Here is a 21,257-nt window from a genome sequence, read left to right on the forward strand (position 1 = left end):
GTGATGCTCCAACCCGAACCACTCACTCACCAGGGTGACAACAGGACGGGTGACATCGCGAGCCGAAGACGACCGGCTGACAATGCGAACGGGAGACAGCGCCCTGTTGGCGCGGGTGTTTCCCCGACCTGCCCACCATTGTTGGTGACCCACCGTCACCAACCTGAACCACGTGTTCCCAGGAGCGCCCATGACCACCGCCGCGGGGAAGAAGGCCGTTGTGACCGGCGGGACAGGCACGATCGGCCTGGCCATCGCGCGACTGCTGCTCGCTCGTGGAGCGGAGGTCGTCCTCACCGGGCGCAACCAGGCACGTCTCGACGCGGCCAGGGACGCGCTGGCGTCTCCGGCGGTTCACGTGGTGCGGTCGGACGCGGCGAACATGAACGACATCGACGCGCTCGCGGCGTTCGTGCACCGTACGTTCGGACAGATTGACGCTGTCCTCGTCAACCACGGCGTCTTTGAGTCCTGGAAGCCGATGGAACAGGTGACAGAAGTGAGCTATGACCGCCACTTCGACGCCAATACCAAAGGCGCCTATTTCACGGTGCAACGTCTGGTCCCGCTCGTGCGGGACGGCGGCGCGGTCGTCTTCACCACCGTGACCCACAGCCTGGGCTACTCCAACAGCAGTGTCTATTCGGGAAGCAAGGAAGCCGTGTGGGGATTCGCGAAAGCGTTCGCGGCGGAGCTCCTCCCGAGACGGATCCGGGTGAACTGCGTGGCGCCCGGCTACATCAAGTCGACGGTGAAGGGCGATCAGCTTTCCGACGAGCTCCAGGCGAGGCTGGAGCGGGAAGGCGTCGAGACAACCCCTCTCGGAAGGTTGGGCACCGCGGAGGAGGTCGCGGTGTCCGCCCTCTTCCTGGCCTTCGACGCGACCTACACCACCGGCGCCGAGTTGCTGGTTGACGGAGGGGTCGGCGGCTGCCTCGCGGCGGGCACCGCCCAGAAGACGACCTCAGAGGACAGCGATCACGTGGGTTAGCGGACGACCTGTCGGGGGCCCGAGGTCCAGGACGGCGCCGGAGATCCTCCAGCGTCGGAGGGACGGTTGTCCAAGCAGGATCGGAGATCGTCAGCGGAAGGCGGAGACGTTCTCCGTCGCCCACTGCTGGAAGGTTCTGGCCGGCGCGCCGGTGACCTCCGTGACCGTGTCACGCACCTTGAGGAGCTCCTCGTTGACGTCCCCGCCCATCAGGTCGAGCACCGCGTGCGCGGTCTGCTCTCCCATCAGGGGAGCCATCTGCCGGTGGGCTTCCTCGCGGCTGATCTCGTGGACGGACACGTCGTGCCCCAGTGCGGTGGAGATGGCCTTGACCTGCTGCCTCGGCGTGATGCGTTCTGGCCCGGTGAGGGCGTACGTCCGCTGCCGGTGGCCCGGTTCGGTCAGCGCGACGCGGGCGACCGACGCGATGTCCGCCGGGTGGATCGCCGGAAGCCCGATGTCGGGATAGGGCAGGCGAACGGCGCGGTGCTCGCGGACGGAATCCGCCCACCACAGGGTGTTCGAGGCGAACTGCGTCGGCCGCAGGACGGTCCAGGCCATGCCGCTGTCCTGGAGAAGGCGCTCGACGGCCCGGTTCGCGCCCGCCTCCGGGAGGTGCGGGTGAGTCCGGACGGTGATGGACGACACGAGCACCACGTGCTCCACACCCGCCTGGCGGGCAGCTTCGAGGATCTCCGCCTCCGCGCCCATGCCGGACAACAGGAACAGGGAGCGCGCCCCGTCCAGCGCGGGCTCCAGCGAGGCCGCCTGGGAGAGATCGCCCTCCACGGCCTCGACCCCGGCGGGGAACGAGGCGCTGGCGACGTGACGGGTCAGAGCCCGCACCGGTGTGGCGGCACTGTCCCGCAGCTCGGTCAGCAGGGCGCTTCCGATGTTCCCGGTCGCGCCGGTCACGAGGATCACGGTGTTGTCTCCCGTCGTCGGACGATGATCACCGCAACGCTAGGACCTCCAGTCCACTGTAGATCAAGACGTGAGGTCGAGCCGTGTGCGGTGGTGGCGGCCGCGAGGCTGGTTGACGCGCCGCGTACCGGTCGGTACGGTCGTGTGTACCGATCGGTACTCATGATCTTGGAGGGTGGGCGATGGCGGGAGGGGACCGCACCCCGGCCGGGCAGCGCGTCTGGGACACCGCCCGGGAGCTGTTCTACCGGGAGGGTGTGCGCTCGTGCGGGGTGGCGGAGATCGCCGAGCGCTCGGGCGTCGGAAAACCGAGCATCTACCGGAACTTCGGCTCCAAGGACGAGCTGGCCGTCGCCTACCTGCGCGAGAAGGCGGTCTCTCCCAAGGAGATCCTGGCGGACGCGCGGGCGGCGTTTCCCGACGACGGGCGGGCCCAACTGCGCCACGTGCTCGCGCAGGTCGCCACCGCGATCACCGACCCCGGCCACCGCGGCTGCCCGCTGGCGAACGCCGTCGTGGAGTTCCCCGACCGGGCGCACCCGGTGCGCGAAGCGGCCGAGGAGCTGAAGCGCGAGTACCTCGACCTGTTCACCGAGCTGGTCTCGTCCCTGCCCGTCGAGCACCCGGAGAACCTGGCCTACCTGATCCAGATGCTGGTCGAGGGCGCCCACATCACCGGACAGATCTTCTCCCCGGACTGGTCCGCCGCGTCCCTCGTGGACGCCGCCGACCGCCTCGTCGACTCCTACCTGCGCAAGTGATCCCAACACCGAGGAAACGCATGTCCACCAGCACTTTGCCCGGCTACGCCGACTACCTGATCCGGAACCGCCGCGCTGTCCGCGCCTTCCGGCCCGACCCGGTGCCCGACGAGACCCTGCGCGCGGTGTTCTCCCTGGCGGGCGCGGCACCGTCGAACTCCAACACCCAGCCCTGGCACGTCGAGGTCGTCAGCGGCGCCACCCGGGACCGGCTCAGCGAAGCGCTGCTCGCCGCCCACGCGGAAGGCGCCATCTCGACGGATTTCCCTTACCGGGACGACCTTTACAGCGGCACCTACGCCCAGCGCCGCCGAGACGCGGGCGCGGCGATGTACGGCGCTCTGGGCATCGGCCGCGACGACCACGAAGCGCGTGCCGCCTACGACGCCGAAAGCCTGCGCTTCTACGGCGCGCCCCACGTCGCGCTCCTGTTCCTTCCGCCGAACGCCGAAGCACGCATGGCGTCCGATCTCGGCATGTACGGCCAGACCTTGCTGTTGGCCCTCACCGCCTACGGCATCGCGAGCTGCCCGCAGGGACTGCTGAGCTTCTACGCCGACACCGTCCGCGAAACGCTCGGCGTCCGGGACCGCAAGCTCCTGTTCGGAGTGTCCTTCGGCTACGCCGACCCGTCCGCCGCTGTCAACACCATCACCGTTCCCCGCGCCGACCTCGCCGAGACCACCCGCTTCCACTCGTAGTCACAGCACCCTACGACCAGCCGCGTCGAGGACCTACTGTTGTCTCTCGCAGGCTGATCGGGGTGGGGGGCTGTGGTGACGCGACTCGACGCACGGACAGATATGGGGAAACCCCAACTGCTCGCGGGCCTCGCCCTGTCGCAGTTGTTGGTGGCGTTGGACTTCTCCATCATCTACGTCGCGCTGCCCACGATCGGCAGTGAGCTCTCGTTCAGCCCCGTGACGCTCCAGTGGATCGTCAGCGCCTACGCCATCTTCTTCGCCGGATTCCTGTTGCTCGGCGGGCGTCTGGTCGACGTCTTCGGCGCGGGACGGGTGTTCCTCGTCGCGCAGGCGGTGTTCACCGGCGCGGCGGTCGCCGCGGGCTTCGCGCCGAACGCGGAGATGTTGATGGTGTGCCGCGCGGCGCAGGGAGTCGGCGCGGCGTTGCTGAACCCGGCCATGCTCGGGTTGCTGCACGCCAACTACCCCTCGGGCCGGGCACGGGACCGCGCCGTGGCGGTGTGGGGCACCACCGGCGCGATGGGACTCGCACTGGGAGTGGTCGTCGGCGGGCTGTTGTTGGCCGTCGCGTCGTGGCCCTGGATCTTCTGGATCAACCTCCCCGTGGCGGTGATCAGCGTCCTGGCGACGGCCGGCGCCGCGCTGCGCAGTCGCGCGGCCCGGCCCGGCCGTCGCGTCGACCTGCCGAGCGCGACGCTGGTGACGGCTGTGGTGGGCGGGCTGAGCATGGCCTTCACCGAGCTGGCCGCGCCGAGCCCGAACACCGGCGTCGTCGTCGGATCGCTGGCCGCCGTGCTCGTTCTGGCTGTGCTCTTCGTGCTGGTCCAGCGGCGGCGGGAGGACCGGTTGATCCCGGCGGACCTGTTGCGCATCGGCTCGCTGCGCGGGGCCTGCGTGATCGCGGCGCTGTACATGGCCAGCATGGGCGCCGAGTTCTACCTGGTGACCCTCTTCCTCCAGCGCGAACTGCGCATGGGTGTCCTGGCCGCCGGCATCGGCTTCCTGCCGCTGGCGCTGACCATCGCCGCGGGCAACGCGCTCGCCGGCCGGCTCGCCGGGCGCTGGTCCCTGCGGCGCCTGCTCGGCGTCGCCTTCGCCCTCGGCGCGGCGGGCCTGGCGATGCTCGCGTACGGAACCTCCGTCGAGGGCTACTGGGCCGCCGTGCTGCCCGGACTCCTGGTCAGCGGGATCGGCCAGGGAATGGCGTTCACCGGCATGTTCGTCGCGGGCACCCGCGACCTGCCCAGCGCGGCCGAGGGAACCGGCAGCGCGATGATCACGGCCGCGCAGTACACCGGCGGCGCGGTCGGACTGGCCCTGCTGGTCTGGGTCCACGGCAGCGACCCGACCCGGTCATCCCTCGGCACGGCCTACCTGGCCACGGTGGTGATCGCCGCACTGGCACTGCCCGTCGCCGGGCTGCTCCTCCCACCCCGCCCCACGCGATCTTGATCGTTTCCGTTGTCCTCGGCGGCCGCGGGGGTGCGGAGTGGACGGACAGCGGCCCTCCTCTTTCGGAGATCTTTCCGTTGCCGCGCAGGAAGAACGGGGAGAACGAGCAGGACGGCCCCTGCGTCGGGTGAAGTCCCGGGGCGGAGGGGAGGGAGGCCCGGATGAGCGGTTGAGATCGGCGGAGATCCGTGGTTAGGGTCGGTTGAGGTGGAAACTTCGAGGTGAGGTGTCTCGGGTCGCGGGGCGTGCTGGTCGACGGTCACGACGAGAAGAGGCGGGGATGCGTCGAGCAGCGGTCACTCACCACACGTCGCTCGGTCCGGTCGCGCGCTGGTGGAGACGGCTGTGGTCGCGGGTCCGGGGTGAGGGGACGGCGCGGGAGGAGCGCCCGGTTCCGCTGGCGCTGCCCCGGGATCGTCCTCTGCCGCTCTCGCTCACGCAGGAGTCCGAGTGGGTGTTCGCCAGGGAGGCCGCCGGCGAGGACTGGCACCAGCCCACCCTGCCGCGGCTGGTCGGGTCGCTGCACCCGGTGGCGTTGTCCCTCGCGGTGCGGGCGGTGGTCGATCGGCACGAGAGCATGAGGACGCGGTTCCCCGTCGTGGACGGCGAAGCCGTTCAGGTGGTGGATCCGCCCGGAGCGCTCACCGCGCCCCTGGTCGATCTCAGCGGTCTGGACCCGGAAGCGCGGTCGGCCGCGGTGGGGCGGATCGAGGAGGAGGCCGCGACCCACCACTTCGACATGGCTGGGGCGTCGCTGGTGCGGGTGGCCCTGTTACGGCTGGACCCGGCGGAGCACGGGCTGTTGCTGTGCGTGCCGCACCTGGTCGCGGATCTGTGGTCCATGGCCGTCCTCACCTCCGATCTGCGGGCCAGTTACCAGGCCATCGCGCAGGGGCGTCCTGTCGAGCTGCCCCCGGTGGCGCAGCCGGCCGACGTGGGGGCGCGGGAACGGGCGCACTGGACCGCGGAACGCGCCGAACGGGAGTTGCGGCGCTGGCGGGAACGGCTCGATGGCCGCACGGCACTCGCGTTGCCCACGGATCATCCTCGGCCGACTGGTCGCCACCTGACCTGTTTCTGCGTTGGTGACAGCCTGGACGTCGAGTTGAGCGAGCGGGTGCGGCAACTCGGGAGGGAGCAGGGCGCGACCCTGTACGTCACGATGCTCGCGGCGTTCCACGCGCTGCTCGCGCGTTACTGCTCGGCAGAGCGCCCGGTGACCTACTCGTCGTCTGCCGGCCGCCGGTCGCGGCTGGTGGAGAACGTCGTCGGCGCCTTCTCCGACTACCTGATCGTCGTCGGAGACTGTTCCGGCGATCCCACCTTCGAGGATCTGCTCGCGCGCACCCGGATCGAGTACTTCCGCGCGCACGACCACCAGCGGTTGCCGTTCCCGCTTCTGGTCCAGGGGGTGGACCCCGAACGCGCCCTGCGGCCGAACCTGCTGGAGCAGGTCGGTTTCTCGGTGCACAACACGCCGCCTGCCGTCCTGGAGCTCGGGTCGGATGTCGCGGTGGAGAACTTCGGGACCGAGCCGCCCGAGGACGAGGAGTGCGCGTGGACCGCGGACCTGGTCTTCGAGGTCTACGACTACGGCGCGGGGGAAATCCAGGTCGACCTCACCCTCAACAAGGAGCTCTTCGAGCCGGTCGCCGGGGAGCAGTGGTTCGAGCGATACCGGAAGGTCCTGGACCAGGTGACGGCCGATCCCGGGCTTCGGCTGTCCTCTTTGGACATTCTGCTGCCGGAGGACGAAACGCCCGACGTCGAGGAGGAAAGCACCTCGTCGCCGGCGGGGACGGTCGTTGAGGCACTGCGTGAACGCCTGACTCTCACTCCGGACGCGATCGCGGTTCGGCACGAGGAACGGTTCCTGACGTTCGCCGGGCTCGCGCGGCAGGCCGGGGCGCTGGCTTCCCGGTTGTCGGACATGTCGCCCGAAGTGGGCCGGCCGGTTCTGGTGGCGCTCGCCGATCCGCTGGACCAGGTGGTGGCCACGACCGCTGTTCTGCTCGCGGGGCACGTGCCCATCGGCAGTAGTAGTCCACAGTGGACAGACGAGCGGTTCCGTGACGTCGTGGAGGTCCTGGGGTCTCCTCTGGCGATCGGGCGGGGCGAGGTGACCGCGAAGTGGGGAGTTCCCGACGCGGACACCCTCGATCTGGATCGCCTCGGCAGTGCTCCGCGTCGACAGGTCGTGCCGCCGGCACATCCGGAACTTCTCGCGGCCCTTCGACCAGCGACTGAGAAGGCACGCCTGGTCATGACACCTCACCGTGCTCTTCTCGCCGACGCGGCGGCGTTTGCCGACACGGCGGGGCTCGGGGTGGGAATCCGCGTCGCCGCGACGGAGGATCGGGCCGCAGATGTCGCCCTGGCTCTGGTGTCCGGCGCGACCGTCGTCGTCCCCAGTGGCCAGCCGGACCCCGCACAGATCGACGTCGCCGTGGCGACCGCTGACCAGTGGCGGCGGCTGCTGGCGACGGGCATTCGGGCGTCCGGGACGGAGGCCTGGTGTGGTCCCGCGCCCGTCCCTGCCCGGTTGGTGGCCGGACTCGCCGACGCGGGCTTCCTGGTCCGAGGTCGGCACGGATGGCCGGAGGTGGGGACCACCCTCACTTCCGCTCGCCTCGACGAGCCCGCCGCCCTGGAACGCGGGGTGGGCACTCTGGGACAGGTCGTCAGTGGCCGTCGTGTGTCTCTTGTGGACAGTCGTGGAAATCCGTGTGCTGTCGGCGTGCCGGGAGAATTGACCGCTCCGGCTGTGGCCTCGGGCTACCTGGGCGAACCGGGGGCGACGGCGGACCGGTTCGTGCCGGACCCCACCGGAACCGGCGGCCGGCGGCACCGAGGGGACGTCCGCGTGCTGCGTACCAACCAGGGAACTCTCGAACTGGCCGCGCCTGTCCCGGGACACGTCGCGTTCGGCGGTCGGTTGCTCGACGTGGAGCTGATCGAGCAGACGTTGGCGGAGTGCGACGGCGTCACGGAAGCGCTGGCCACGGTCCAGGACTGGCCGAACTCCTTCGGCCTGCCCACACCCACTCTCGTCGCCTGGCTCACGGGAAGCCGGAAGCCCACCGAGGGCGAGGTGTGGGAGCACGCCCGCCACCGACTGCCACCACACCACCTGCCGACTGTTCTGGCCTGGCTGCCACCGGACGACCTCGCCCGCGCGCGCGTGGCTCCGGGGACGCTGCCCTCGCCCACCGAAGCGTTGCGGTTGCCGATCGGGACCGAGCCGCCGAGGACGGAAACCGAACGGGCACTCGCGCCGCTGTGGGCCTCAGTGCTGGGGGGCAAGGAAACGCCCCGCCGTGACGAGCACTTCTTCCGGGCTGGTGGTCGGGTCATCGACGCCGTGCGCCTGGTGGACGCCATCGAGCGCGAGTGGGGGATCGACGTCTCAGTGAGCGCGTTTCTCGCCGCACCGCGCCTGGCCGAGCTGGCGGAGTTGATCGAACACTCCGCCGGTGGCCGCCCGCCGCGAACCGTCCACACTGTCCTGACCGAGGCCGAGGCTTCCCCGTGACAGCCCGGCCGTGGCGCCTATGCCTGGTTCTCCGGGGGCGCCGCGGGGTCCAGATGTGCCGCGAGGCGGCGGACTGTCGGGAACCGGTAGATGTCCCGCACGGACACTGGGTGTTGGGTCATGTGCCCCAGGGCGCCGGCCAGACGTGCCGCGACGAGTGAGTGCCCGCCGAGAACGGTGAAGAAGTCGTCCTCGACCGAGACTTCGGCGATCCCGAGCACCTCGGACCAGACGTGGGCGATCGTGCGTTCGAGATCAGTGCGGGGTGGCACGACGGTGCGCGACTCCCGGACCAGCGGGGCCGACGGGTCGGGCAGCCGGTCCCGGTCGGCCTTGCCGCTGGTGGTGCGCGGCAACTCCCACACGACGTCGAGGTAGCCGGGCACCATGTAGGCCGGTAGCTTGCGCTCCACCAGGTCCAGGATCTCGTTGCGGTTCGGCGACCGCCCCGGCCGGGCGGGCACGACGTACGCGGCGAGCGCCTGGAGACCGTCGTGGTCCACCAGCCGGACGCAGGCCGCGCTCACCGCCGGGTGCTCCAGGAGCACCGACTCGATCTCGGTCAACTCGACGCGGTAGCCCCGGATCTTGACCTGGCTGTCGATCCGCCCGAGGAACTCCAGGTCTCCGGACTCGGTCCACCGGCCCAGGTCGCCGGTTCGGTAGCACCGCACGGGTTTCCGCTGCTCGTCGGCGAGGACGACGAACCGGGAGTCGGTGAGGTCGGGGTGGCTCACGTAGCCGCGGGCCAGCGTGTCACCGCTGATCAACAACTCCCCGGCCGCGCCGGGCGGCACCGGGCACAGGTCCTCGCCGACGACGCGCACCTGGTATCCCGGCAGCGGTCTGCCGATCGACACCGGTTGGCCCGGAACGCACTCGCTGGCGGTGGCGTTGACGGTCGTCTCGGTCGGGCCGTAGACGTTGAGCAACCGGCGTCCCGGCCGCGCCCACCGGTTGACCAACTCCGGTGGGCACGGTTCTCCGCTGACCACAAGGGTTCGCAGAGTGGGGACGTCCTCGACCAGGGTGGCCAGCAGCGTCGGCACCGTCGAGAAGTAGGTGATCCCCAACTCCGCGAGGTGACGCGCCAGATCGCCGCCGAGGCGTGGCGCGCCGCGGCCGGGCACGACGAGCGCTGACCCGTTGGAGAAGGCCATCCAGATCTCCTCGACCGAGCCGTCGAAGCTCAACGGGAAGCCCTGGTAGACGCGGTCGTCGGGGCCGGTGCCGCACACTTCGTTGAAGGAAGCCACAAATCTCGTGACGTGGCGGTGTTCGGTCAGCACGCCCTTGGGGCGGCCGGTGCTGCCGGAGGTGTAGATGACGTAGGCCAGATCGCTCGGGTCGACGTCCGATTCCTCGTGGCGGAGCGAAGAATCCGGAAGCGAACGGACGGACGCCCACTCCTGGTCCAGCGCGAGCCGTGCCGCTGTGCGGGGGAAGACGCGTTCGGCCTTCCCGGCCACGGCCGCCTCGGTCACGCACACCACGACGTCCAGTTCGTCGGCGACGTGCCTGACCCGGTCCTCGGGCAGGTCGGTGTCCACGGGCACGTACGCCGCGCCGGCCTTGTGGCAGGCCAACACCGCGACGACCGGGAGTTCGGAGCGCTCACAGAAGATCGCGACGAACGTTCCCCGGTCGGCGCCGAGCTGACGGAGTTTGCGCGCGAGCTGGTTGGTGACCTGGTCGAGCTGTTGGTAGGTCATCGCCCGGTCGCCGCACACCAACGCGAGCGCCTCCGGTCGGGCCGCCACCTGTGACTGGAACACCTCGTGCAGACACCGTTCGCTCATTTCGCGACCATACCGCCGTCACCACGTCGTTCAAGGGCCTTGCGGGGCACGCGGGCGGCGGCGGTTCAATGGTCAATATCAGCACGGAACTCACCGTGGAAAGTTTGGGGACAGAACTGATTCTCCTTTTCCCGGACCCCGGGGAGGGCCGGCCGCCGCCGAGGTCGCCGAGGTCGCCGGGGGTGACGAGCTCCTGAGCCCGCGGCGGCGCGCCAGCGAGCACACCCCGGTTTCCCCGAAGTGGCCGATCCTCGCTCCGGAAACACCGGCGGCGGGGAAATCCGTGCTGTGCCGGGGGTTCACAACCGGGGAAAGGAGCTCGGCCGGCCAGATCGACGTCCGACTCCTCCGGGTGGAAAAGATCATCGTGTCTTTCCCGATCAGGGGTCAGCGGAGTCGGTGGAGTGCGATTCCGGCGAGTCGGAGGTTCCCGGCGAGACCCGGGGGCAGGACCAACCGGAGCTCGAACGCGGTGATCGGCTTGGCGCCGTTGGGAACCCAGTAGCTGCGGCTGGGCATGCGGGAGACGAGGTGCGTGACCGGCCACCAGATGTCGTTGGAGTCGCGGCGGATGTCGAGCCGCAGATGACGGAGCCAGGACTCGGGGTGGGCCGGGTCGTCCCACAGCGTGAGGCTGTCGAAGGTGACCGGCTTTTCGGGTTGGACGAGCAGGAAGCACAGGGGGAAGTTCTCCGCGCTGTACTCGACCCACGAGTCGCTCAGCCACGGCATGGCGGGCGGTGCGGGGTTCGGAGTTGTCGCCACCAGTTGCGCGGCCGGCAGTACCACCGGTTTGCCGAAGCCGATCGCGCTCACCTTGGTGCTCTCAGGCTTGAGGAGGTTGGCCGCGGTCACCGGCGGGATGGCGTTGTTGGTGCCGGTCATGACCACGACGGGGGCGCGTTCGGGGGCGAGGAGGTTGTCGCGCATGGTGGCCGCGGTGGAGCGCAGCAACGTTGTCCACCTGGGTTGGTAGGTGGTGCCGTCGATGCGGCTGACGTGGCCGAGCCAGGTGCCGATCAGCAGGTCCCCTCCGGGCAGCCACTTCGGCACCGGTATCCCGGAAACATCGGTGACCAGCAGCGGTTCGGCGTGGGGGTTGAGCACGATGAGGTTGCCCTGTTCGTCGCCGCAGGCGATCCGACCGTCGGCGGCGACATCGAGGTGGTGCAGGACATCGGCGGCCGGGTAGGAGCTGTGGAGTGTCCAACCGCCGCTGGTGACGCGGTACTGGTTGAGCCGCGTGTCGTGGATGGTGATCAACGTTCGGCTGTCCGGGCTCCAGGCGCACTCGTCGGCTCTGACGGGCAGGACCGCCACGATCTCACCGTTGGTGTTGTCGAGCAGGAACACCCGGCCGCCGTCGAAGGTGCCGGCCACGGCCACCAACCGGCGGTCCGGGCTCAGCACGGCAGAGGTCGCCTTGCCCCCCAACGTGGTGATCTTCGGCGCCAGGTCGTTCCGCCAACGCGGGACGCCGGTGCTGACCTGGTACGCGATGGCCTTCTGCTGCCTGACCAGCAGCACGGTGTCCTCGTCCAACGCGGTGAGATGGGCTTCGCTGGCCGCGCCGGGGCGCTGCGACAGCGGGGCGTCCCACCAGTCCTGTTGCCACGGCAGCGTGCTGATGTCCTTGCTGTTGCTGCTGTTGCTGCTGTTGCTGCTGTTGCCCTTGCTGTCGCGTCGCCAGCCGCCGAGGCCGAGGTTGCCCGCGGTGACCACCCAGGAGCCACTGGGCGGGGTGGCGAACGCCGGTGGGAGGCCGTCGGGGCTGTTCGAGGTGATCCGGTGGAACCAGCGCGGTGTGTTGGCGTGCAGGTCGAACCGGCGCTCCACGCTGCCATCGCCCCGGACCAGGTACAGCCCGTAGCCGCTGGGCGCGTCGAGAACCATGCCGTGGACCGCGACGACACCGCCGGAGATGGCGCGTGGGCTGAAGGTGTACTGCTGGCCGATCCGGGTCTGCCAGCGTTGCGCTCCGGTGTTCAGGTCCACCGCGTAGAGGTTGCTGTCCCAGTTGGACGCGGTCAGCACGGCGCTGTTGGAGGTCAGGGCGATGCCGTTGACGTGCGCGCCGAGTCGCTCGGTGGCAGCGTGCCAGCGATCGTGTCGTGGGGGTGCCGCGGAGACGGCCGCGCTGCTGGTGGGTGCCGCCGTGGGGCCGGTGAGCAGGTCCATGGGGTCGCGGGGGACGGGGACCTCGACGGCCGCGGCGTCCGTCTGACCGCTGAGGAGATCGACCACCGTCACGCGCAGCCGGCCGCGTGCGTTGACCGGAGCGGGGAGAGTGCCCTCGGCGGGCGCGGTGGTGTGGGTCTCCCACAGCACGGTGTCGGCCTCGTCCAGAATCCGAACCCGCACCGGCAACGGCAGATCCGCGCTGGCGCCGCCCACACGCACCGACCACTGGACCCTGGTTGCCTTGGACGGTCCATCGTGGACGGTGGTCGCGGTGACCTTCGGCGCACCGACGGGTTCGGGCAGCAGCGCGTAGATCGCGACCGGCCAGTGCCGGAAGTCCGCGGTGACCGTGTTGTTCGCCGCCGGCGTGACCCGTTTGCCTGCCAGGACGTCGTACACCGCGCTGGCTCCGGCTCCGGCGGCGGGCAGCCGAAGTTGGCAGGTCAGCGGGGCCCGGACCGCGGAGAAGTTCTCCGCACGACGGAAGATGGCATTGTCCACATCGAACATCGAGTTGTTCACCGCGACGACGATCCGCGCCCTGCCCATGCCGCGCTCGCTCACCAGGACCTGCGGATCGTCCGCGGTGGGCCGCGCTTCGCCGACCACCTTCCCGAGCGCCGCGCGCAGGTCTCGACCGTGGTCGAGGCAGATCTGGTACCAGCTCCGCAGGATCGGGTTGGGATTCCAACTGTGGTAGGAGAAGTCGTTGCCCGCCTGGTGGAACAGCGGGGCGGCGGGGTCGGCGGGGTCTTCGGTGTAGCTCTTGTCGAACTTCAGGTTCGTCGGTGACCGCAACGGTGTGCTGCCCACCTCGGCGACCACGGAGTCCCGGCACTCGCCGTCGTGGAGCACGGGCACGCCGGCCCGCACCGTCTCGCGCACCGCGTTCACGACGTCGCTGTCGAACTTGATCTGTTCGTGCACCAGCAGCACGGCGGCGTAGTCGGTCAGTGGCCGCACTCCGGGCTTGCCCAGGTCCTCGACGAACACGATGCTCGCGGGAATGTGCGCGTACAGCAGCCCGAGGTACGCCTCGAAGATCCGTCCCAGGTGCTCGGGGTTGACCGGGCCCCACTTCTCGACCGCGAACTGACGACGGGACACCAGGATCGCGACCCGGTCGAGGTTGTGGAACCGGCTGATCCACTCGCCGTACTCGTGCAGCACGCCGGTGAGCACCCGGACCATCGACGGCCACCCTGCGCCGTTGTTCCTGGGGTCCGGTGTCAGCGATGCCTGCCGGAACACGGGAACTCCGGCGCTGTGGCCGCTGGTGTTGCCGCCGCGCATGAGCGCGGCGAACGCCTGACTGAGGAGCTGGTCACCGGTGCCGCTGTCGTTCCAGTTGTCCTCGTGCAGGGTGCTGGGCTTGCCCGGTCGGGCGTAGTAGTCGATGGCGAAGGCCGTGTGCAGCATGAGCGGGAACTGCTCCCACTGCGCCTGCAGGTCCACCTCGTCCACCTCGACGAACGTCTCGGGCGGGTAGACGAAGGGGAAGCGGAACATCGCGGGGGCGGAGGTGAGCACCTTCGCGGAGCCAGCGCCCGCGTCCGCCCCCGCGTCCAGGACCTCCCGCAGAAGGCGTTGGAGGGCGGGGAAGTGCTCGCGGGCGTGCGTGAACATCGCGGCCACCAACGGACGCCACTCCCCGTCCTTGCGGGTCGCATCCAGGGCTCGGGAGTAGAGACCTGAGGGAAGTGGCTTCGCGCGGCCGCCCGTGAGCCAGCCGGCGCTGTTCTCGATCAGCAGCAGGTTCCCCGCCCAGTGCCATCCCCGGAACGCCGGGTACGCGGAGCAGACGCCGTTGATCTGGAACAGGTGGAAGTAGCGGAGGAGTGGCGACCGGCCGTCCTCCTGGGTCCGCGGGTCGATTTCCTCCAGCAGCGGCAGGGAGGCGTCGTTCCTCAGCAGGATCGCGCGGTGTTGCGCGCCGAGCGCGCCGAGCCCGGCGAGGGTGTCCAGCGCGGCTGGCAGGCGCCACAGCTTCAACGGGTCCACCGCGGTCGGGTCGGAGAGCAACCGCGCGTGCAGCGGGCCGAGCACGGAGTCCTTGTCGGGTGGCGGAACCGCGACGTCCTGGACGTTGCTGCCCAGTCGGTCAACGACGATCGTCCAGCCCTGCCTGCGCACCCGCTCCAGGTGGGCCTCGACGACGTCGGCGGCGTCCCCGCTGTCGACGGCGCCGGGGGAGATCTGCGCGAGGTCGCTGAACCAGACCCGGCGGTAGCCGCTGACCGGCTGCCCCGACCCGATCTCGATGGGCTGGGCGGCCACGGTGAGGCCAGGCGCCTCCGCGGTGAGCAGGTAGCGCCCCGGCCGCAGCACCTCGGTGACCGCCGACGGAATGGTGATCTTGAGGGGGGTGGGCGAGACCGCCAGGGTGGTCCGCGCGACGGTGACGGGGGTGCTCCCCGACACGTCGTCCAGCCGCACCACGATCTGCTTGGTGGTGGCGGGTTTCTGCCGGACCGAGACGACCGCCGGGATGGGCTCGCCGCGTCGGTAGCGGCTGCGGTTCAACGGTTCGGTCGACGGGTCGTTGGGCAGCGCGTCCGGCGGGGCCGCGACCACTACACCGGCCGTCGTGCTCAGCGTGACCGAGCCGGTGGCCGCCTCCGGCCGGATTTCCACGACACGACGCAGCCGGTAGTCCCCGGTGCTGCCGGTCCGCCACGGTCCGGTGTCGGGACTGAGCACGAGCTGCATCAGTCCGCGGACGTCGGCAGGCACCGCGATCTGGAACACGCTGTCGTCCCGGGGGTCGGGCGTCACGGGAAGTTCGCGGTGGTCCTGGCCGCCGGGGGAGCGCAGCCATGCCCGCCACTTCGGCGCGGGCACCCGCTGGTGGACGCCCCGGCTGAGCCGGTCGACGGTCAGGCGTGCCGACACCGTCCGACCCGCCGTCCACGGCGCGCCCTGATCGGCGGGCTCGTCGGGGAACTGCGCGCGGACGACGTCGTGGTCGGCCAGGACCGACCGCTCGAACACGACGTTCGTGTCCGATGTGGACGGATCGGGCAGGGCGAGAACCGAGTACAGCTCGCGGTCCTGGCGACGTTGGAGCAGAACCTGGCGCCGCCAGATCCAGAGCGCGCGATAGGGCTTCGTCGCCGGTGAGGGCCGTTCGGCGGGCAGACGCAGTTGGGTGGCGGCGTCGGTGCCGTTGTCGGGATAGCGGTGCAGCACCGATCCCTCGGGCTGGACCACGTACAGGTAACCGTTCTGGTCGACGTCAAAGCCACCGGGGCCCGTGTAGTCGCCCAACTGCCCGATAACGGGGTCCGACCGGTCCCAGAGCACCCGGCCGTCCGCCTCGATCTTCGCGATGTGCTGGGCTCTGCTCTTCCTGATCCGGTAGAGCACGTAGAACACTGGTTGCGGCTGGCTCGGGTTGCCGCCCTCACGGAGCCGGAAGTCCAGCACCGACACCTGCGTGTGGTCGAAGGGCAGCCGGTACTCCGCCAGTTTGTCCACCTTCTCCGGCGGGCTGCCGACCACGATGACGGCCGGCCGCCGGTCCGGCGGCGTGCCCGGCTTCGAGTCCGGTGGTGGGAAGGTGCCGTACTGCGCGAGGGCGTAGAAGCGGCCGGTGACCTCTCCCGCCGCCACCCGGAAGGGCGCGTCCCAGGACGCGTCCTCGCCGAAGTAGGCGCCTGCCCACCGCCCGACCGGCTGCGGGTCCATGTCCTTGTCGAGAACGGTGACCGCCCCGGCGAAATGCGCGTCCGCCCTGGCGACGTACCGGCCGTGCGCGGTGTCGTTGGCGGTGACGGAGGTCGTGTTCTCGACGACCTTCGGGTAGGCCACCCCGCGCTGGTCGCGGCCGTCCAACTCCGTGCTGAGCAGGTAGTTGACCTGGCCCTGGCCGGTCGCCTGGAATCCGCACGAATAGGCTCTGCCGTCCCTACCGACGTCCAACGTCATCGTGGAAGGCTGGAGAGCGAAGTGCTCGCGCACGACGACCTGCTCCACAGTGAACACCTGCGACCCCGATTCGTTGGACACCTTCGCTCCTCGCCTCCACGTGCCGCGCGTCACACGAGGTGCGGTGCGGCCCGGAACTTCCCCCGTCGCCCGCACCGATGACATGGCGGATCGGTGGGGACAGGTCCAACTCTGTCCGACCGATGCCGAGCCAACGATCCCGAAAACTGGGGATTGACCACCACCGGTGAGCGTCGCCGAGCGGACTTGGACGAGAACTCCCGCCCGCTGACGGATTCCTTGTTCCACGCCAGACCCCGCTGGTAGCCCTGGGTGTGGTCCCGCTGTCTCACCAGCAGAGGGGGGACGATGCCCAGGTCGGTCAGCGGCCCGGCGTCGGCCCTCTCCTCACTGCCCCGCTCGCTGGTCACAGCGGCGGTGTCGCTCCTGTCGCGTGCCGCCGGACCCCAGCAGTGGAACGGACCCCGAAGGTGGGTCCCCGGGATCGTGAGGAGTGGTCAGATGTCCGTCGCCAGAACCGCGACGATCCGACGCGTCGCGGCGGCCTCCGCCGTCGTGGCCGCGTTGTCGGTGGGAACGGCCGCGCAGGCCAGCGCGTCCGGCGGGCCCGAGCAGGCATGGCCCTCGTTGACGGAGTTCGTCACGGAGCACGTGCGCGGTGGATCGGTTCCCGCCTGCAGGGACGTGACGATCAGGTCCGTGGGCAACGGGAAGTTCGTGTCAACCGAGCTGAACTACGGCCGTCACGCGTACGCGGTGTTGCGTGCCCGGTCGGACTCCGCGGGTGGGTGGGAGGTCTTCAACGTCTGCCTCAACGGGGGGAACTCCACCATCCGGTCCACCGCGAACGGCAAGTTCGTCGCGCCTGAGCTGAACTACGGCCGCGACGTCTACGCGATGACGCGCGCTCGGTCGGACTCCGCCGGCGGCTGGGAGAGCTTCTCCATCTCCCTGGCCTGCGGTGGGGGCTGTACGACCATTCGGTCCAGCGCCAACGGGAAGTTCGTGGCCGCCGAGCTGAACTACGTCCGTGATCTCACCGGGATGTTGCGCGCCCGCTCCGACGGCGCGGGGGCGTGGGAGCAGTTCCAGTGATCTGGTGGCACCAGACCCTTTCCAGTGGGTGAGGACGCGGAACCGTCCTCGGGGCGGCAGTCCCGAGGACGGTCCCACGGCGCACGATCCTGGTTGCGGGTCCAAAGTGGACGGATGTTCTGCCAGGACCGCGAAGAGGAGGAAAGCGCACAGGTGCGCGGGTTCAGGACGCGGCGGTGGCGACAGCGGGTTCCCGGCCTGCCTGGCCGTCGGCGCTGTCCGCGCCCTCCGGCGCCGGAGTGACCGGAGTGATCGTGAGGCGGCGGATCTGCGGGACGAGCAGGGCACACGCCGTGGCCGCCACCGTCACCGCCCCGCACAGCAGCAGCGCGGGGCGGGCACCCATCGCGCTGGCCAGGGGAGCGGCGGCCAGCAACCCGAGCGGACCCATCATGAACGAGCCGAGCGCGTCGTAGGACGCCACGCGGGACAACGACTCTCGGGGGATCTCCCGCTGCATGGTGGTCTCGAACAGCACCCCGAAGGTGTTGAAGGCGACGCCGAGCACGAACGACCCCGCCACCACCACCGCCAGCGGGGCGGCGAAGCCGAGCAGCAGCGACGGAAGGGCCAGCGCGAACACCATCGGGATGGCCACCAGGAGCGGACGGCGGGGGCGGAGGCGCATCGAGACCACGACCCCGACCAGGGTGCCGACCGACTGCCCGAGCAGCACCGTCGACCATGCCGCCGCGCCGCCCAGGTGCTCCCTGGCGACCACCGGCCCGAGCACGCCGTGGCCGGCCTGCATCGCGGCGATCACGACCGCGAACAACAGCACCGTCACCCACAGCCAGGTCCGGCTGGCGAACTCCGTCCAGCCCTCCCGCAGGTCCGCGGTGATCGACGGGTTCCCGTCCCGGCGCGGGCCGCGGCGCAGGCGCAGCGAGGCCAGCAGCAGCGCCGAGATGGTGTAGCCCACCGCGTTGGTGGCCAGGGCCCAGCCCGACCCGACCAGGGCGACCATGCCGCCGGCCAGCGAGAGCCCGAGGAGCCGGGCGGCGTTCGTGCCGAACCGCAGCAGCGCGTTGGCGGTGTGCAGGCGCTCGGCGGGCACCACGTCGGGGACCAGGCCGGTCAGCGCCGGGTAGTACAGCGCGATGGAGACGCCGACGGCCGCCGAGCAGGAGACGATCACCGGAAGGGGCGCGTGCCCGGTCAGGAACAGCACGGCCAGGACCGAGAAGGCGAGGGCCGCCGTCAGCTCGGCGGTCGTCATCAGTAGATGTCGGGGCACCCGGTCCGCGATCACCCCGCCGAAGAGCATCAGCGCGATCTCCGGAACGGTCTGGGCGGTCAGGACGAGGGTCAGCGTGCCCGCGGTGGCGCCGGGCAGGTCCAGCACCGCGAACGTGAGGGCGACGGGGCCGAACGCCGAACCGAGGACGGCGATGGTGCGCGCCGTGAACAGCACGGCGAACCGCCGGTCACGCAGGATGCTCAGATCGGGCACGGCAGGGCCTTTCAGGAGAACCGGGACAGCCGAGGTCGCGCCGCCGGGTGCTGTGGTCCTGGTGGTCCTCGCGGCTCCGGTGGCGAGGAGCAGTCTCGAACATCAAGCTAACTCGACATCAAGAGCGCGATCCGCCCGGCGCCGGGCGGCGGGCCGTGGGAGTCCGCGGTGACCTCACTGTCCACAAAGGACTAACGTGCGTAGGCTCCGTCGCCGCTGTCGGGCGGTGCGGGGTGCTTCCGTTCAACCGGGCCGAAGTCGAGCAGTCGAACCAGAGGCGCGGGCAGCCACCAGTTGTAGCGCCCGAACAACTGCATGAGCGCCGGCACGAGCACCAGCCTGACCACCGTGGCGTCGATCGCGATGGCCACCGCGAGCGCGAAGCCGATCTGGCGGATCTCGGCGCGGTGCGCGGAGAGCAGGCCGGTGAACACCACGACCATCACCAGGGCGGCGGCGGTGATCGGGCGGGCGGTGTGGTGCAGCCCGGCCGCGACGGCCTCGGTGGTGTCGCCGTGTCGCCGGTGGTGCTCCTGGATGCGGCGCACGAGGAACACCTCGTAGTCGGTGGACAGCGCGAACAGGATCACGAAGGTGATGACGGGGACGAAGAAGTTCAGCACCCCCGGCCGGTCCGGCGCGGAGTCGGCGGGCTGGAACGCCACGGTGACCAGGCCGTAGGACGCGCCGACGGCGAGGACGTTCATGGCCAGGGCCTTCGCCGGGAGCACCAGGCTGCGGAAGGCCGCCACCAGGTACGCCCCGGAGCCGGCCAGGGCGAGACCGACCAGCCACCACAGCTTCGAGGTGATCTCCTGCTGGAAGTCGGTCAACTGCGCCACCGGGCCGCCGACCAGAACCTGTTGCCCCGGCGGGAGGTGCGCGGGCAGGAGGTGGGCGCGCAGCCGTCGGACCAGGTCCTGCCCGGCCGGCGCGTCGGCGGACATCGACGGCACGACGCTGATCCAGCTCGTGTCCCGGCCGTTGTCCAGGTGCGCCACGCTGGTCACCCCGGGCTCGGCGCGCAGCGCGGTGAGCAGGGGCCGCACCTCCGGCGGGGCGGCGCCTTCCTGGCGGGGCAGCAGCACGCTGATGACGGTGGGCACGCCCTCCCGCTCCATCGCGAGCAGGCTCTGGCCGGCCGGGGTGGTGGCCAGGACCGAGCGGTCGATGTCCAACCCGAGCCGCAACGACAGGGCGGGGGCGGCCGAGAGCGACAGGACGGTGGCGGCGGCGAGCGCGTAGCGCCAGGGGTGGCGCATCAGGTGCCGCGCCCACCGCGCCCACCGCGTGTCGCGGTCCGGACGAACTCCTGCGGGGCGCTCGGCTCGGCCGGAGACGCTGGGCAGCAGCGCGGGCAGCAGGGTCAGGGCCGCGGCGCCGGTGAGGGCGGCCACGATGATCAGCGTCACCGCGCTCTCCCGCACCACCGCGGCGCGGACGACGAACAGGCAGGCACCGCAGATGATCACGGCCAGGCTGGCCAGGGCGACCGTGACGCCGGTGGTGGCGGTGGCCCGCGCGGCCGCCTCCTCGGGATCGTGCCCGAGGGCGCGTTCGGCGCGGTAGCGGAAGATCATGAGGATGGCGTAGTCCAGGCCCAGCCCCCAGCCGAGGGTGACCGCCGCGGCGAGCATCAGTGTGTCGACGGTGACGACGGCGGTGGCCAGCGCGAGCACACCGACCACGGTCGTCACGGCGGCCGCGCCGAACAGCATCGCCGCGGCGGCCCAGCGCAGGGCGCCCATGGCGGCCAACAGGATCAGCGCGGCGACGGGGAGCGCGACCAACTCGGCGCGGCGCAGGTCGGCGAGGCCGATCCCGTGCAGCTCCGCGTAGATCGAGGCCAGGTTGACCAGTGACGCCTCGACCTGGCCGTGCGAGGTGTCGCGGGTGGTCTGGCGCAGCGCCGTCTGCTGGAGTGCCAGCTGTCGGTTGCGGGCGGGGGCGTCGCCGAGCAGACCGGTGAACACGAGGGTGACGTGGCGGTCGGCACGGCCCCGGGTCGCGGCGGTGAGGAACGGCGGATCGAGGATCACGACGCCGACGCCGGGCTGCTCACGCAGCGCCGCCAGCCCCATCGCCACCGCCTGGCGGTAGGCGGGGTCGTCGACGGTGAGGGTCGCCGAGCGGAACACGACCACCGCCTGCTCCTGCCCCCAGCCGGGGAACGCCCCGGCGACGAGGGCGTCGGCGCGGGCGGACTCCGACCCCTCGGCGCTGAGCGCCGGCGGCCCCAGGGAGCCGAGCAGGTGGGGCAGCCCGCCGAGCGCGAGGACCACGACGGCCAGCCAGCCGGCGAGGACGAGTCCTCGCCGGCTGGCTGACGCCCGTCCGAGCCGGTAGAACAGCCGGCCCGGACGGGAACACGCGCCGGTGCCGCCGGTGCCGTCCGGTGTCGTGTCGTTCACCGAGCG

At 70.7% G+C, this 21,257-nt stretch carries 11 protein-coding genes; 6 read left to right on the forward strand and 5 right to left on the reverse strand.

The features are described 5' to 3' along the window. Positions 1-190 precede the first annotated feature (190 nt). Positions 191-991 (forward strand): SDR family oxidoreductase, encoded by an 801-nt coding sequence (locus BUE43_RS13035; protein WP_073482826.1) that lies wholly within the window; start codon positions 191-193, stop codon positions 989-991. 90 nt (positions 992-1,081) lie between these two features. Here the strand turns inward: BUE43_RS13035 and BUE43_RS13040 are convergent, their stop codons facing one another. Continuing rightward, complete coding sequence (locus BUE43_RS13040) at positions 1,082-1,915, reverse strand: SDR family oxidoreductase (RefSeq protein ID WP_073482828.1); 834 nt, start codon at positions 1,913-1,915, stop codon at positions 1,082-1,084. A 182-nt stretch (positions 1,916-2,097) separates the two neighbouring features. On the opposite strand from BUE43_RS13040, the gene BUE43_RS13045 reads away from it, so the two are divergent. From BUE43_RS13045 to BUE43_RS13060, 4 genes are all read left to right on the forward strand, one after another. Further along, positions 2,098-2,676, forward strand: coding sequence for a TetR/AcrR family transcriptional regulator (locus BUE43_RS13045; protein WP_073482830.1), 579 nt, complete (start codon positions 2,098-2,100; stop codon positions 2,674-2,676). A gap of 20 nt (positions 2,677-2,696) precedes the next feature. After that, the gene (locus BUE43_RS13050) at positions 2,697-3,377 is read left to right on the forward strand and encodes a nitroreductase (protein ID WP_073482832.1); all 681 of its coding nucleotides are present in this window, start codon (positions 2,697-2,699) and stop codon (positions 3,375-3,377) included. 102 nt (positions 3,378-3,479) lie between these two features. Further along, positions 3,480-4,832, forward strand: a complete 1,353-nt coding sequence (locus BUE43_RS13055; RefSeq protein WP_073482834.1) for an MFS transporter — start codon at positions 3,480-3,482, stop codon at positions 4,830-4,832. A gap of 280 nt (positions 4,833-5,112) precedes the next feature. Continuing rightward, complete coding sequence (locus BUE43_RS13060; RefSeq protein ID WP_073482836.1) at positions 5,113-8,364, forward strand: condensation domain-containing protein; 3,252 nt, start codon at positions 5,113-5,115, stop codon at positions 8,362-8,364. 17 nt (positions 8,365-8,381) lie between these two features. Here BUE43_RS13060 and BUE43_RS13065 read toward each other — a convergent pair whose 3' ends face one another. Together BUE43_RS13065 and BUE43_RS13070 are read right to left on the reverse strand one after the other, a co-directional pair. After that, positions 8,382-10,163 (reverse strand): non-ribosomal peptide synthetase, encoded by a 1,782-nt coding sequence (locus BUE43_RS13065; protein ID WP_073482838.1) that lies wholly within the window; start codon positions 10,161-10,163, stop codon positions 8,382-8,384. A 387-nt stretch (positions 10,164-10,550) separates the two neighbouring features. After that, positions 10,551-16,352 carry a hypothetical protein gene (locus tag BUE43_RS13070; protein ID WP_073482840.1) on the reverse strand — a complete coding sequence of 1,934 codons (5,802 nt, stop codon included), beginning with the start codon at positions 16,350-16,352 and terminating at the stop codon, positions 10,551-10,553. A 441-nt stretch (positions 16,353-16,793) separates the two neighbouring features. Between BUE43_RS13070 and BUE43_RS13075 the strand changes: the two genes are divergently transcribed. Further along, positions 16,794-17,387, forward strand: a complete 594-nt coding sequence (locus tag BUE43_RS13075; protein WP_073482843.1) for a fascin domain-containing protein — start codon at positions 16,794-16,796, stop codon at positions 17,385-17,387. Positions 17,388-17,550: 163 nt separating this feature from the next. Here the strand turns inward: BUE43_RS13075 and BUE43_RS13080 are convergent, their stop codons facing one another. Continuing rightward, entirely contained in the window at positions 17,551-18,840 is a 1,290-nt protein-coding gene (locus BUE43_RS13080) for an MFS transporter (protein ID WP_083959642.1), read from the reverse strand. 191 nt (positions 18,841-19,031) lie between these two features. After that, positions 19,032-21,251 (reverse strand): MMPL family transporter, encoded by a 2,220-nt coding sequence (locus BUE43_RS13085; protein WP_073482847.1) that lies wholly within the window; start codon positions 21,249-21,251, stop codon positions 19,032-19,034. Between the last annotated feature and the right edge of the window lie 6 nt (positions 21,252-21,257).

The organism is Streptoalloteichus hindustanus (genome assembly GCF_900129375.1).
Classification (GTDB): domain Bacteria; phylum Actinomycetota; class Actinomycetes; order Mycobacteriales; family Pseudonocardiaceae; genus Streptoalloteichus; species Streptoalloteichus hindustanus.

What these genes read in the sequence shown, in the direction of transcription:
- BUE43_RS13075 (WP_073482843.1), top strand. Translation starts at nt 16,794, where the DNA reads ATGTCCGTCGCCAGAACCGCGACGATCCGACGCGTCGCGGCGGCCTCC.
- BUE43_RS13045 (WP_073482830.1), top strand. Translation starts at nt 2,098, where the DNA reads ATGGCGGGAGGGGACCGCACCCCGGCCGGGCAGCGCGTCTGGGACACC.
- BUE43_RS13065 (WP_073482838.1), bottom strand. Translation starts at nt 10,163, where the DNA reads ATGAGCGAACGGTGTCTGCACGAGGTGTTCCAGTCACAGGTGGCGGCC.
- BUE43_RS13035 (WP_073482826.1), top strand. Translation starts at nt 191, where the DNA reads ATGACCACCGCCGCGGGGAAGAAGGCCGTTGTGACCGGCGGGACAGGC.
- BUE43_RS13055 (WP_073482834.1), top strand. Translation starts at nt 3,480, where the DNA reads ATGGGGAAACCCCAACTGCTCGCGGGCCTCGCCCTGTCGCAGTTGTTG.
- BUE43_RS13050 (WP_073482832.1), top strand. Translation starts at nt 2,697, where the DNA reads ATGTCCACCAGCACTTTGCCCGGCTACGCCGACTACCTGATCCGGAAC.
- BUE43_RS13060 (WP_073482836.1), top strand. Translation starts at nt 5,113, where the DNA reads ATGCGTCGAGCAGCGGTCACTCACCACACGTCGCTCGGTCCGGTCGCG.